The organism is Microbacterium wangyouchuni (assembly GCF_051546305.1).
Lineage (GTDB): Bacteria > Actinomycetota > Actinomycetes > Actinomycetales > Microbacteriaceae > Microbacterium.
Genome location: NZ_JBPTMA010000004.1, coordinates 18393 through 31524, shown reverse-complemented (window position 1 = coordinate 31524; position 13132 = coordinate 18393). Strand labels below are relative to the sequence as shown.

Here is a 13132-nt window from a genome sequence, read left to right as displayed (position 1 = left end):
GTGTACTCATGCCCGCGACCCCTCACTTCACCGCACCCGGTGGCGCGATCCTCGACAACCTGGGCGTACGCCTGCACGACGGCACCGCGACTCTCCGAGTCTGGTCGCAGCGCGCCTCAGCTGTCGAACTGGTCATCTTCGATGAGACCGATCTGGATTGGGTCACCGACAGCGTCGATCTCGACCGTGACGACGACGGCGTGTGGCAGGTCACCTCTGAACTTCTGCAACCAGGAACCCGCTATGCGATTCGGGTGGACGGGCCCCACGGTGCGGGTAACACGTTCAATCCGGAGACGCTGCTTCTGGATCCGTACGCGCGCGGTCTCGCGCAGGGCGACGGCTACGAGGAATGGCGTTCGGTCGTCATCGCCGACGGATTCGACTGGGGAGAATCGCACAAGCCCCGGATCCCTTTGCACAAGACGGTGATCTACGAAGGGCATGTGAAGGGAATGACCAAGCGTCACCCCGACGTTCCCCCCGCACTGCACGGCACCTACGCCGGGCTGGCGCATCCCACGATGATCGAGCATTTCCGATCTCTCGGAATCACCTCCATCGAGCTGCTGCCCGTGCACGCCTTCGTCCCCGAGCCCCGTCTGCTGGAACGCGGCCTCACCAACTATTGGGGTTACAACACGCTGAACTTCTTCACACCCCACGCCGCATACGCCACCGAGGAGTCACGCAAACAGGGGCCCGAAGCGGTCCTGACCGAATTCAAGGGCATGGTCCGGCTCCTGCACGAAGCAGGCCTCGAGGTCATCCTCGATGTCGTCTACAACCACACCTCAGAAGAGGGCATCGGCGGCCCCCGCTCCAGCCTGCGGGGTATCGATAACGCCAGCTACTACCGACAGCAGGCCGATGGCGTTTACATCGACACCACCGGATGCGGGAACACCCTGAACACGGCGGCCGACGCCGGTGCCAGACTCGTACTCGATTCCCTGCGCTATTGGGCGCAGGAGATGCAGATCGACGGCTTCCGCTTCGACCTCGCCGCAGCGCTCGGCCGTGACGAGAAGCATGAGTACAACCGGGATCATCCGCTGCTGGCTGCTATCCGCACCGATCCTGTGCTGCAAGACGTGAAACTCATCGCCGAGCCATGGGATGTCGGAATGGGCGGTTGGCAAACCGGTAATTTCGCGCCGGGCTGGCACGAGTGGAATGACCGGTACCGAGACCGCGTGCGCAATTTCTGGTTGAGCGACATCGACTATGCGCGCCGAGCATCGGCCCCGGTCGGAATCGGTGGATTCGCGACGCGGCTGGCTGGCTCATCGAACACGTTCAGCGCGGACCGTGGCCCGCTGGCGAGCATCAACTTCATCACGGCGCATGACGGATTCACCCTGCGCGACCTCGTCTCGTACGACGTGAAGCACAACGAAGCCAACGGTGAGAACAACCGTGACGGCGCAGATATGAACCGTGCCTTCAACCACGGGGTCGAGGGGCCCACCGATGACCCCAACGTTCGTGCGGTTCGCCGCAAAGCCATGCGCAACCTGTTGGGCACGCTGCTGCTCTCCGCGGGCATCCCGATGCTCACCGCGGGCGACGAGACCGGTCGCACTCAGCGCGGCAACAACAACGCCTACGCACACGACTCCGACCTCACCTGGCTCAGCTGGGACCACGAGCCGTGGCAGTTGGAGCTGCGCGAGCACGTTGCGACGCTGATCCAGTTGCGCCAGGAAAACGCCGCGTTGCGTCCGAGCCGATATGCGCGCCTCGGCGAGCACACTCCGCACGCTTCCGTCATGGACTGGTTCAATCAGTGCGGCGAGACGATGGAGGAACAGCAGTGGACCGACCCCGGAAACCGGACTCTGCAGTATGTCGCAGCATCCACTCCCCTCGCCGATGAACCGGTCAATCGGATCCTGCTCATCGTCCACGGCACGGAGAGTCCGGTCGATGTCACACTGCCCGTGGATATCGAGAATGCGACCCGTTTCGTGTCGCTGTGGTCAAGCGCAGATGACAGGCCGAGTGGGGGGAAAGAAGAGTTCGCCCCGGGTGATGTCGTTTTGACCGCGGCCACATCGATGCGGTTGTTCCGCATCGAGCAATGAGAGCACTACTCGCTTCCGATCAAGGCTGTTCTGAACAACGCCGGCGCGGTAGATTCAGGGTGTGGCTGCACGTTCTAGCATTCGTCCCACGGGGCTTCTCAGCCCCGCACAGATTCCGTTGCGGCCACGCGCCGTCGACCAGGCCGAGACGCGAACCGGGCGCATACCGCTGGCCGATCCACAACCGTCGGTACCGGGCGGATTCGCTGCCAAAGCTTTCTCCTCGGAGGTCGTACCCTTCGGCGTTGTCGCGTTCCGTGAGGGACACGACATCATCGGAGTGCATCTGCGGCTCGTATCTCCCACCGGCGACGAGAGTCTGCACCGGCTGAAGCCGCTCGCTGACGGAACCGATCGCTGGCAGTGCGAGATCGCGCTGCACACCCAGGGCGTCTGGCAGTACAGTTTTGAAGCCTTCGCCGATGATTTTGCGACCTGGGCACACGCAGCCACGGTGAAAATCGCCGTCGGCCTCGATGTTGCGGTCATGACAGCACTCGGTCGAGAACTGCTCACGCGCGCCGCAGCGGATAAGACGCGCCCTGCCGCGGAACGCACGAGCCTCGCGGCTCTGGCGAAAGATCTCGACGAGACGGATGCCGTCGCAGCCCTCGCTGTCGCCACCGACGCCGACCTCGCCGGTGTGTTCGCCGCTCGCCCGCTCACCTCGCTGTCATCAGCGACAGCACAGCACACGATTCTCGTCGAGCGCGAGAGGGCCGGTGTCGGCGCCTGGTACGAGTTCTTCCCGCGCTCAGAGGGCGCGAGGCGATCAAGTGACGGCACGATCATCAGCGGCACTTTCCGTACCGCAGCGAGGCGTCTGCCCGCCGTCGCGGAAATGGGCTTCGATGTGCTGTATCTGCCGCCGATTCATCCGATCGGCCGCACGCACCGCAAGGGAAAGAACAACACGCTGGATGCGGGCCCCGAGGACCCCGGCTCACCCTGGGCCATCGGCGCTGCCGAAGGCGGTCACGACGCCGTGCATCCAGACCTCGGCACTCTGGCCGACTTCCGTTTCTTCGTGCGCGAGGCAGCGAAAGTCGGAGTCGAGGTCGCGCTCGATCTGGCGCTGCAGGCATCCCCCGACCATCCCTGGGTCACATCCCACCCGGAGTGGTTCACGACTCTTCCAGACGGTACGATCGCCTACGCCGAGAACCCGCCCAAGAAGTATCAGGACATCTATCCGCTGAACTTCGATGGCGACCCAGTCGGTCTCCGGGAAGAAGTGCTGCGCATCGTGAAGCACTGGATCGGCCAGGGCATCCGCATCTTCCGCGTCGATAACCCGCACACCAAGCCGCTCCAGTTCTGGGAATGGCTCATCGCTGAGGTCACCGCAGCTGATCCCGACGTAATCTTCCTCGCCGAAGCATTCACGCGTCCCGCTCCCCTGCGCGGACTCGCCGCTGTCGGCTTCCAACAGAGCTATACCTACTTCACCTGGCGCAATACGAAGCGCGAGCTGGAGCAGTTCCTCACCGGACTCGCCACCGACACGGCCGATTACCTGCGCCCGAACCTGTTCGTGAATACCCCGGACATTCTGACGGAGTACCTGCAGTACGGCGGGCGCGCGGCGTACCGTGTCCGGGCCGCGATCGCGGCGACAGCGGCCCCGACCTACGGGGTTTACGCGGGCTACGAGCTTTACGAGAACGTGGCGCGTCCGGGTTCCGAAGAGAATATCGACAACGAGAAGTATGAGTACAAGGTTCGTGATTTCGCTGCAGCTGAAGCCACCGGCGCCTCACTTGCTCCCTACCTTGCCCGTTTGAATGAGATTCGCCGCGCGCATCCCTCGCTTCGCCAGTTGCGCAATCTGTCGGTGCACTGGAGCGACGACGACGCGATCCTGGTCTACTCCAAGCACCTCGATGGCGCCTTCACTGCCAACGGCAAGCCAGACAGCATCATCGTCGTCATCAATGTCGATCCGCACTCCGTCCGCGAGAGCACCGTTCACCTCGATACCCGTATCTGGGCAGTGGAGCCAGGCGATCCGTACCTGGTCGAGGACCTCGTGACCGGGTCCGTGTGGACCTGGACGGATCACAACTTCGTTCGACTCGATGCATTCACCGAGCCGGTGCACATCCTGAGGGTGAAGGAGCGATCATGACCGACATCGACAACGGTGTTTCCACTGCAGAGTGGGAGGCTGTGGCAACGGGATCTCATCATTCGCCGCATGACATCCTCGGCACTCACCCGACCACGGATGCCGACGGCCACGCACGGAGCATCATCCGGGTTCTGCGACCGTTTGCCGACGAAGTCATCGTCATCCTCGCGGACCGCACGCGGGTGTCTCTCACCCATGCCGCACACGGCATATGGGAGGGCGAGCATGCCGGAGGCGCAGTTCCCTACCGCGTCGCCACTGTTTACGGCGACGATGATGAGATCATCGCCGGCGACCCGTACCGCCATCTCCCCACCATCGGCGAACTCGACCTTCATCTGATCGGAGAGGGACGTCACGAACGGTTGTGGGAGGTGCTCGGGGCTAACGCCCACCCGCTCGACGGCGACATCGGGTTCTCTTTCGCCGTGTGGGCACCCAATGCCCGAGCCGTCCGCGTGGTCGGCGACTTCAACCAGTGGGACGGCGCCGGTCACGCCATGCGCTCGATGGGTCGCAGCGGTGTCTGGGAGCTCTTCATCCCCGATATCACGCCCGGCGCGCACTACAAGTTCGAGATCCTCACCCCCGATGGGCGATGGATTCTCAAGGCTGATCCCCTGGCTCGACGCACCCAGACCCCTCCAGAGACAGCGTCCGTGGTCCCCTTCTCCGCGTACTCGTGGAAGGACGGCGCGTGGATGACCCGCCGCGCCGCCACACACGCCGTCGCGCAGCCGATGTCGATCTACGAGGTGCATCTGGGCTCGTGGCGCGAGGGACTCGGCTACCGAGAGGTCGCCGACCCGCTCATCGCCCACGTCACGGAGACAGGCTTCACTCATGTGGAGTTCATGCCGCTCGCCGAGCATCCTTTCGGCGGCTCCTGGGGCTATCAAGTCAGCGGCTATTACGCACCTACGGCCAGGTTCGGCGACCCCGACGGGTTGCGCTATCTGATCGATCGTCTGCATCAGGCGGGGATCGGCGTGATCCTGGACTGGGTACCTGGGCACTTCCCCAAGGACGACTTCGCACTGGCTCGATTCGACGGGATGCCCTTGTACGAGCATCCGGACCCGCGCCGTGGTGAGCATCAGGACTGGGGCACGCTGATCTTCGACTACGGGCGTCCAGAAGTTCGTAATTTCCTCGTTGCAAATGCCCTGTACTGGTTCGATCAGTTCCACATCGATGGATTGCGGGTGGATGCTGTGGCGTCCATGCTCTACCTCGACTACTCCCGTGAGGACGGCGAGTGGGAACCCAACATGCACGGCGGACGCGAGAACCTCGAAGCGATCCGTTTTCTGCAGGAGGTCAACACCACCGCTTACCGCGCTCACCCCGGGATCGTCATGATTGCGGAGGAATCGACCAGCTTCCCCGGAGTCACCGCCCGCACCGACCGCGCCGGCCTCGGTTTCGGCTTCAAATGGAACATGGGATGGATGAACGACTCGCTGCAATACATGGCACGCGATCCGCTCTACCGCGCCCACCATGAGGGTGAGATGACGTTCTCCTTCGTCTACGCCTTCGGCGAGAATTATCTGCTGCCCATCAGCCACGACGAGGTCGTGCACGGCAAAGGAAGTCTGCTGTCGAAGATGCCCGGTGACCATGGCCAGAAACTCGCGAATGTGCGCGCCTATCTGGCGTATATGTGGGGCCACCCCGGCAAGAATCTGCTGTTCATGGGCCAAGAATTCGGCCAGATCGCAGAATGGTCGGAGAGCCGCGAGCTGGACTGGTGGTTACTCGATCAGCCCGCGCATGCGCAGTTGCAGCGATTCGTCGGCGCCATGAACACGGTGTACCGCAGCAATGCGCCGCTGTGGGAGCGCGACGGCGAAGCCGTGCACTTCCAGCGTCTGGGCGCTCCGTCCTGGGACCCCAACGTCATCGCATTCGAACGGCGCGACAGACACGGAGGTCGCGTCGTCGTGGTCAGCAACTTCGCCGGTACTGAGCGCGCCAACCTCAAGCTCGATCTGCCGGTCGCCGGGTTGTGGGACGAGATCTTGAACACGGATGCCGTCGAGTACGGCGGAACCGGCATCGGGAACTACGGCCGGGTCGCCGCGCATCCCGAGGCCGACCACGACACCCCGATGACGAGGATCACCGTGCCGGCGCTGTCAACGCTCTGGCTGCGCCACCGTCATTAAAAACAGCAGCGACTAGAACAGCAGTGACGACAGGCGCGTGCGCGCGGCGATGACCCGGGCGTCGTCTGCGCCGATGAGTCCGAACAGCTCGACCAGGCGTTCGCGAACGGGCGTCCGCTCGTCGCTCGGCAACTGCGCGAACAGGTCGAGCAGCCGCTCGAAAGCGTCTTCGACGTGACCACCGGAGATGTCGAGGTCGGCCACCAGCATCTGCGCGGAGATGTCCTTCGGCGCAGCCGCTGCGGTTGCCCGCGCTTGCTGAAGGTCGACTCCCTGCACGCGGTCAAGCAGCCGCACCTGGCCGAGGCCGGCACGGGCGTCTTCATCGCGCGGGTTCTCGGCCAGCGCCTTCTCGTACGCCGTGATCGCAGTGGCGAAGTCGCCTTCTTCAATCGCGGCGAATGCCTCGGCGTGCAGCGGAGGCAACGGCACTTCCTGCTGCTCTTCTTCTTCAGCAGGCTCAGCAGCATCTGATGCCAACGATCCCGTCACGCCATTCTGCGCTGCCAGCTGCAGCAACTGGTCGAAGACCTGGCGCACCTGCTCTTCAGGAACGGCTCCGGTGAACATCGGGACCGGCTGTCCTGCGATCAGCGCCACTACCATCGGGATCGATTGAGCCTTGAAGCTCTGGGCCAGTTGCGGGTTCGCATCAACGTCGACCTTCGCCAGCACGACGCGTCCGGCGAGTTCGAGGACGACCTTCTCCAGAATCGGGCTGAGCTGCTTGCACGGGCCGCACCACTCGGCCCAGAGGTCGACGACGACCGGTACGGTGCGCGACAGCTCGAGGATCTGCCCGAAAGTGGCGTCGGTGACATCGACGATGAATCCACTGGGTGCTACAGCGTCGCCGCCCGCTGATGCGGCTGGCGTTGCGGGAGCTGCGGGTCGATTGCGCAGCGTCGAAAGGTCTACGGCGCCGCGAAGAGCTGCGGCAGAGATGTCGCTCACTTGATCACTTCCACGTTGAGGATGTCCTGATCGACGGCGAGCAGGCGGACCTGTGCCGTCGATCCCTGGCTGGGTACCGAGAAGAACAGTTGCAGACCATAGGTGGTCACAACGCCCTTCGAAGCCTCTTCCACGCCGGTGAGCGTCTTGGCCTCGGCGTTGTCTCCGAATCGGATCACCGCGTCATCGGAGGTCGGTGCGATGGTTTCGCTGTCGACGAGCGAAACCGCGACAATAGCCCCACTGTCGAGCGTTGCGAGTGCTGTCGGTTCGGCGGAGCTGGGTGTGATGTCGAAGGCCGTGCTGGAGGTCTCTGCAGCACCGTTGTCCACGAGCGATTGCACGACAGCATCACGGCTGGCCTTGATCGATTCCGCGAGAGTGATCGCCACCGGATCGAACAGCTCGTAGCTTTCGCTCGATTCACCCGCATCCACCACATCGGCGAACGCCGCGGCGACTTCGTCCGGAGTCAGCGCGAGGAAGGCTGCGGCATTGTCGGTGATGAGGCTCGTCCCCAACCACGCCGGAGCCAGCTGCGGCACCTCTGCCGAAGCCTGCATCTCTGCGATGTTGGTGACCTTGTAGTTGGCCCACGGGTCGTTCTGGGTCATGGTGAGAACGACCGGGGGCAAAGTTTCGTCCGTCTTGCTCTTGCTGAGCGCCAGCACCGTACGCGGCCAGGTGTCTGTGGCCTGCGGCAACAGCACTTCGATGGTGTCGGTGGGGATGATTGCTGGCAACGGGCGATCGGTCAGAGTCCCGCGCAGCGTGTAGTCGGTGCGACGGGCATCGAGCGGTGCTCCGTCCAGACGCGTTGCAGCCAGATCGATGTCGAGCGCGGCGTCAGCCTCGCTGAGTGTCGTCGAAATCTCCTGCAGGATGCGGGAGGCCTGTGCCTCGGTGACAGCCGGGGGCTTCTGGTTCTCCGGTGTCACCACAGTCGGCGACGGCGTCGGAGAGGGAGTCGCCGAGTCGAACTGCGGCCAGGAATCACCGGAGCAGCCAGCGAACAGCAGTGCTGCCACGCCGAGAGCTGGCAGTGCCAGCAGGCGTCGCCGAGGTGTGATGGCCCGACGTTCGCTCTTGGGCGCAGCCTCGTCTGTCGGAGTCGGATCTGCCGGGGTGGAGTCCGTCGGGTCGGCCGCTGCCGGTTCGAGTTGCGCACGAGGCTCAGGACGATCAAGCGCAAAATTGATCGGTTCGGTCGGCGGCAGCGGTCCGGGGCCCTTACGCCGAGGGCCGCGCCCGCGACGCTGGTGGCGGATCGCCAGCACATACATGACCAGCCCGAACAGCAGCACGGCACCGCCAGCGGCGATCAGCGGACCAACCGAGGGCGTGGAGGTGTCCAGCGGCCAGGAGATGACGATGTCCTGCGGTGCGTCCGCGGTTCCGTCCCGCGCGATCAACACGCTCATGCCTTCCGGGAGCTGCATATCGGTGATCAGCTGATCCGGCTCGCTGAAGGAGTCCAACCACAGGTCCGAGCCGACAGGGCTGCGCCCGGGCTCCTCAGCGCCCTCGGCGCCCTCATCGGGAGCCTCTACGACAGGTTCGATGAGTGTTGTCGTCGTCGTGCCGTCCTCAGCGGGGACAACCGAGTTGTAGGTCGCATCCGACAGCCATGCTTCGAGATCTGCCGTGCGCCCGTAGGCTGCGAAAATTTCCCCCTCGCCACGAACGAGCAGGGTCTGCTGACCCGGATGCTCGCGTAGCACCGCGCCATCGACGAGCAGATAAGGTGCCGGTTCTTCGATACTGAGCTCAGCCTGCTGCGCGGAAGGGCCCATGAAAATGGTTCGCTGAGCTATGCCCGCTCCGATCAGAAGCGTGGCCAAGACGAAGGCCACGACGGCCCAGACGAAACGCACGAAAAGACTCCTTACGTGACCAAGGCGCCTCGCCCCAGTCACCACTCGACATTTCAGACTATCGAAACTGGCTGTGTGTTGACCACGAGGCGGTGAAGCGGCGATTGATCGGCACGTCGTGAAATCTCTCACCCAGCGCGGACTAGCCTGAGATCAGTCTGACGAGGAGCACGCATGAAGGTCCATAATCCGTTTCGCACCGCACTGGTGGCCACGCTGGGCGTGGGCCTCGGCATTCTGCTCATCGGCAGCGTCGAATCACTGTCCACGGTGCTGCTGTACGTCGGCACGGCGCTGTTCATCAGTCTGGGACTCGACCCGGTCATCTCTTTCTTGGAGCGTCGCAAGCTCCCGCGCTGGCTGGCGGTTGTGATCACTATCTTCGGCGTGCTGGGAATCTTCGCGGGAATCGTGCTGATCGTTCTGCCCATCATCGTCGACCAGGTGTCCCAGCTGGTGCGGCAGATCACGCGGCTCGTGCAGAGCAGCAATAACCTCTGGGAGGACCTGCGCGAGTGGCTGGGCGCGGTTTTTCCTGCGCTCGACGTCGATCGAGTGCTCAATGAGGCGCAGAACTGGTTGCTCGAGAACATGGGCGACATCACCAGCGGCGTGATCGCGGCGAGTGTGAACATCGTCACCGGCCTGTTCGGCGCGTTCATCGTGCTGATCCTTACGATCTACCTGACCGCTTCGACTCCGTCGCTGAAGCGCTCGGTGTACCAGCTGGTGCCAGCATCCAAGCGTGCGCGGTTCGTCGACCTCGGTGAGCAGATCACGGACTCGGTGGGCTACTACGTCATGGGCCAGGTAACGCTCGGCGTCATCAATGGCATCCTGAGCGCGATCTACCTCAACATCATCGGCGCACCGTTCGCCGCTGTGCTCGCAGTCATCGCGTTCTTCGCGTCATTGATCCCGCTGGTGGGGACGCTCACCGGGTCGACGATCATCGTCCTGGTCTGCTTGCTTCCCGGCCTCGGATCCCCGGGCGTCGCGCTGGCCGCCGCGATCTATTACCTGATCTACATGCAGATCGAGGCGTACCTGATCTCGCCGCGGATCATGAGTCGCGCCGTTTCTGTTCCCGGCGCTGTCGTTGTCGTCGCTGCCCTCGCCGGCGGTTCGCTCCTCGGCCTGCTCGGTGCGCTCATCGCGATCCCGGTCGCGGCCAGCATCCTCATCATCTACCGCCAGGTGCTCATCCCCCGGATGAACGAGCGTTGACGCCAGCCTGGTCACGGCCTCGCGTAGCGGACTGACTCAGGCAACCTGCCAGCAGTGCGTGTGCCAATGCCGTCTGGCGGCCAGATCCGCTGCATCACCGAGTACGCCGTCGGCACGCCAGACAACCTGGTGTGCCGTTCCCGGCAGAATCGCGCCGCCGCAGCCGGGGCAGATGTACTGCTTCTGCGCCTTCAGCGCCGATACCGGCTGCACAGTCCATTCGCGACCCTGGCGGCTTTCACTGCGTTTCCACCCGGCGAGCAGACGGTCGAAGGAGTCGTCAGAGTGCGAGCGCTCCTGGCGCCGTCGATGGGATCGTGCCATATCGGAGCATTACCACCAGTGGTTGTTGATCCAGAAGTTGTAGGCGCCTGCCCAGCTGCCGTACCGCCCGGTCGCGTAGCCGTTCGCCCAGCGAAGATTGTCGACCGGGTTGTAACCGTTGCCCGGCACCTTGCTGCACGGCAGAGCCTGCACAAGACCACAGGCTCCGGAAGACCTGTTGGTCGCGTTCGGGTTCCAACCGCTCTCGCGTCCGACGATGTAGTCGACGTAGCCCCAATCACCGGATGCGAGGCCAGCAGCAGCCATCCATTCGGCGGGTGCGCCGCCACCGGTGTAATAGAGCGGTCCCCCGCCGCCACCGCCACCGCCGGCAGAGGCCGGCGCTGGCACCGGTTCCGGAGTGGGGGTCGGTGTGACGTAGACCTCGAACGCACCACGCTGCACGGGCGAAATCGTCGCCCCCTCCGCCGTGATGGTGAGATTCTGGGTGTCGCGCGCCGCCAGAGAGAAAGATGTTTCGACTTCAACCGCCGGCGGATCGGCCAGGGCCATACCCGTCGGCGCGACGATCGCAGCGGTGAATCCAACCACGGCGAAAGCTGCCAACACACCACTGACACCACGGCGTTGGGTCCAGCGGCGTCGCGGGCGGACGGCTGATTTTCGGGATGCCGCAGCGACCGTCGTGCTGCGCACGCCGACGTGGTCGATCTCAGTACCGGAAGTCACAATGCCTCCAGTGTATCCAGGCGCGCCTGAGTCCACCATGAGTGCCTCACCGCACAGCGAGAATCACGTCGATGGTTGCGTCCAGAAGGGCATCGACCTGCTCCTCGCGGTAGCCGCGCCGCTGCATCCGGAATGCTGCCGAACGCAGCTGCTCAGCGGAAAGTGCATCGCCGTCGCGCAGATAGCGCACGATGCGTTCTGCGACATGATCGACCTCATCGATGCGGTAGCCGAACGAGAGCAGGCCGGTGCGGGCGAACTTGCGCCGACGATCACGAGACAGATGATCGAGAACGATCTGCGCCTCGCCGCGTGCTGCGACGACCCACGCTTCAGGGCCGTCCTCGCGCACCACACGTTCGCGTTCCCGCGCGGCGAAAGCGTCCTCAACGCGTCCCAGCGCGGCATCCACCTCGCTCACGGCGTACCCGCCCTTCACCAGCGGGAAAGACGCGATGCGAATCTCAGCCGCGGTGAGCTGGTCTTGATCCTGCTCAAAGCTGTCGCGCGCTGCGGCGAGAAACGTATCCACGGCGGTGCGGTGGTACCCGCGTTCACGCCCCTGGGTGACGCGGAAGGCCGATTGCGTCTCGGCCTGGTCGTACTCAGTCAATTCATTCACCGTATTCACACTCATCACGCCATCGCCCAGGGCGAAAGCAGGAAGTACAAGCTCAGCGCGGGGATCGTCGACGGCAGCACGCTGTCGAGTCGGTCCAGCATCCCGCCGTGACCTGGTAGCCAGGAGCTCATGTCTTTGATTCCGAGATCCCGCTTGATCATGGATTCGCCGAGGTCGCCGAGCGTAGCCGACAGCAAAATAGCGACGCCGAAAATAGCCCCGGCCCACCAGGGCATCTCCAGCAGGAAGATCGCCAGCAGGACACCGGCCGCGATTGCAGCGATCACAGCTCCGGCGAAACCTTCCCAGGTCTTCTTCGGGCTGATTCGCGGAGCCATCGGATGCTTGCCGAAGGCCACTCCAGCCGCATAAGCGCCGGTGTCGGCTGAGACCGCGATGGCGACGAATCCGAGCACCCACCACTGCCCACCCTCTTGTGCCAGCAAGAGCAGTGCGATGCCGGCGAGGAAGGGTACGTAGATCTGCACGAAACCGCCGATCGCAGCATCCTTGAGAACGTCTCCGTACGTGCGACCGTCCTTCGCGATCATCTGCGCCAGCAGGCGCCATACGATCACGAAGGCGACCGCGGAGATCAGTGCGACCCAGATCAGCCACGGCGGAGCGAAGAACCCAGCCAGCGCGAGCGCGGTGCCAGCGATGAGCTGGGCTGCGACGTCGATGCGCCGTCCAGATGCACGCAACGCTCTCGTTAGTTCCAGGATGCCGAGAATAACGATGGCCAGCGCGATCGGAACGAAGAGCTCTTTGATGAACGCGAGCGATCCCAGCAGCACGGCGCCGAACCCCAAGCCGACCAGGATCGCCAGAATGAGGTCGCGACCGGTACGAGCCTTGATGCGCTCATTGGCTTGGTCGAGGTGCTCGCGGGCCTGATTGACGTGCGTCTCGAACTCGCCGCGCGCCTGGCGCAGCTGTTCCCGCATCGCCGCGCCCGTTTCAGCAGGCGCTGCGTCCGGGGTCACCACGGAGCGAGTTTCGTCCGACGATATCGGGCGTTGCTCGCTTCCATCTCCAGATGCATCGCTCAT

The 13132-nt window shown here is 63.9% G+C and carries 10 protein-coding genes; 4 read left to right on the top strand and 6 right to left on the bottom strand.

The annotated features are described in order from the left end of the window. Positions 1 to 8 precede the first annotated feature (8 nt). From glgX to glgB, 3 genes are all read left to right on the top strand, one after another. On the top strand, positions 9 to 2087 hold the full coding sequence (glgX, locus tag ACSS7Z_RS09280) for a glycogen debranching protein GlgX (RefSeq protein WP_438254331.1): 2079 nt from the start codon (positions 9 to 11) through the stop codon (positions 2085 to 2087). A gap of 169 nt (positions 2088 to 2256) precedes the next feature. Beyond that, positions 2257 to 4215, top strand: a complete 1959-nt coding sequence (locus ACSS7Z_RS09275; protein WP_438254841.1) for an alpha-1,4-glucan--maltose-1-phosphate maltosyltransferase — start codon at positions 2257 to 2259, stop codon at positions 4213 to 4215. Continuing rightward, positions 4212 to 6389: a 1,4-alpha-glucan branching protein GlgB gene (glgB, locus tag ACSS7Z_RS09270; protein ID WP_438254330.1), complete on the top strand. Its 2178-nt coding sequence runs from the start codon at positions 4212 to 4214 to the stop codon at positions 6387 to 6389. The genes ACSS7Z_RS09275 and glgB overlap by 4 nt, the downstream gene beginning before the upstream one ends. A gap of 12 nt (positions 6390 to 6401) precedes the next feature. Here the strand turns inward: glgB and ACSS7Z_RS09265 are convergent, their stop codons facing one another. Both ACSS7Z_RS09265 and ACSS7Z_RS09260 read right to left on the bottom strand, forming a co-directional pair. Continuing rightward, a complete protein-coding gene (locus ACSS7Z_RS09265; protein WP_438254329.1) occupies positions 6402 to 7343 on the bottom strand; it encodes a tetratricopeptide repeat protein in 942 nt (313 codons plus the stop codon). Beyond that, entirely contained in the window at positions 7340 to 9217 is a 1878-nt protein-coding gene (locus ACSS7Z_RS09260) for a DUF8094 domain-containing protein (protein WP_438254328.1), read from the bottom strand. The genes ACSS7Z_RS09265 and ACSS7Z_RS09260 overlap by 4 nt, the downstream gene beginning before the upstream one ends. Before the next feature lie 174 nt (positions 9218 to 9391). Between ACSS7Z_RS09260 and ACSS7Z_RS09255 the strand changes: the two genes are divergently transcribed. Further along, positions 9392 to 10444, top strand: a complete 1053-nt coding sequence (locus ACSS7Z_RS09255; protein WP_438254326.1) for an AI-2E family transporter — start codon at positions 9392 to 9394, stop codon at positions 10442 to 10444. Between the two features lie 36 nt (positions 10445 to 10480). On the opposite strand, the gene ACSS7Z_RS09250 is transcribed toward ACSS7Z_RS09255, so the two are convergent. Genes ACSS7Z_RS09250 through ACSS7Z_RS09235 form a run of 4 tightly spaced genes read right to left on the bottom strand, consistent with a single transcriptional unit; the run spans position 10481 to position 13132 of the window. Further along, on the bottom strand, positions 10481 to 10768 hold the full coding sequence (locus ACSS7Z_RS09250; protein WP_438254324.1) for an Rv1322 family protein: 288 nt from the start codon (positions 10766 to 10768) through the stop codon (positions 10481 to 10483). Between the two features lie 9 nt (positions 10769 to 10777). Then, complete coding sequence (locus tag ACSS7Z_RS09245; protein ID WP_438254323.1) at positions 10778 to 11458, bottom strand: aggregation-promoting factor C-terminal-like domain-containing protein; 681 nt, start codon at positions 11456 to 11458, stop codon at positions 10778 to 10780. Between the two features lie 46 nt (positions 11459 to 11504). Further along, a complete protein-coding gene (locus tag ACSS7Z_RS09240; protein ID WP_438254321.1) occupies positions 11505 to 12071 on the bottom strand; it encodes a DivIVA domain-containing protein in 567 nt (188 codons plus the stop codon). A gap of 23 nt (positions 12072 to 12094) precedes the next feature. Further along, positions 12095 to 13132, bottom strand: coding sequence for a phosphatidate cytidylyltransferase (locus tag ACSS7Z_RS09235; protein ID WP_438254319.1), 1038 nt, complete (start codon positions 13130 to 13132; stop codon positions 12095 to 12097).

Bases quoted from the DNA above. Each gene is read 5' to 3' on its own strand.
- glgX (WP_438254331.1), top strand. From the start codon at position 9: ATGCCCGCGACCCCTCACTTCACCGCACCCGGTGGCGCGATCCTCGAC.
- glgB (WP_438254330.1), top strand. From the start codon at position 4,212: ATGACCGACATCGACAACGGTGTTTCCACTGCAGAGTGGGAGGCTGTG.
- ACSS7Z_RS09255 (WP_438254326.1), top strand. From the start codon at position 9,392: ATGAAGGTCCATAATCCGTTTCGCACCGCACTGGTGGCCACGCTGGGC.
- ACSS7Z_RS09250 (WP_438254324.1), bottom strand. From the start codon at position 10,768: ATGGCACGATCCCATCGACGGCGCCAGGAGCGCTCGCACTCTGACGAC.
- ACSS7Z_RS09235 (WP_438254319.1), bottom strand. From the start codon at position 13,132: ATGAGCGATGCATCTGGAGATGGAAGCGAGCAACGCCCGATATCGTCG.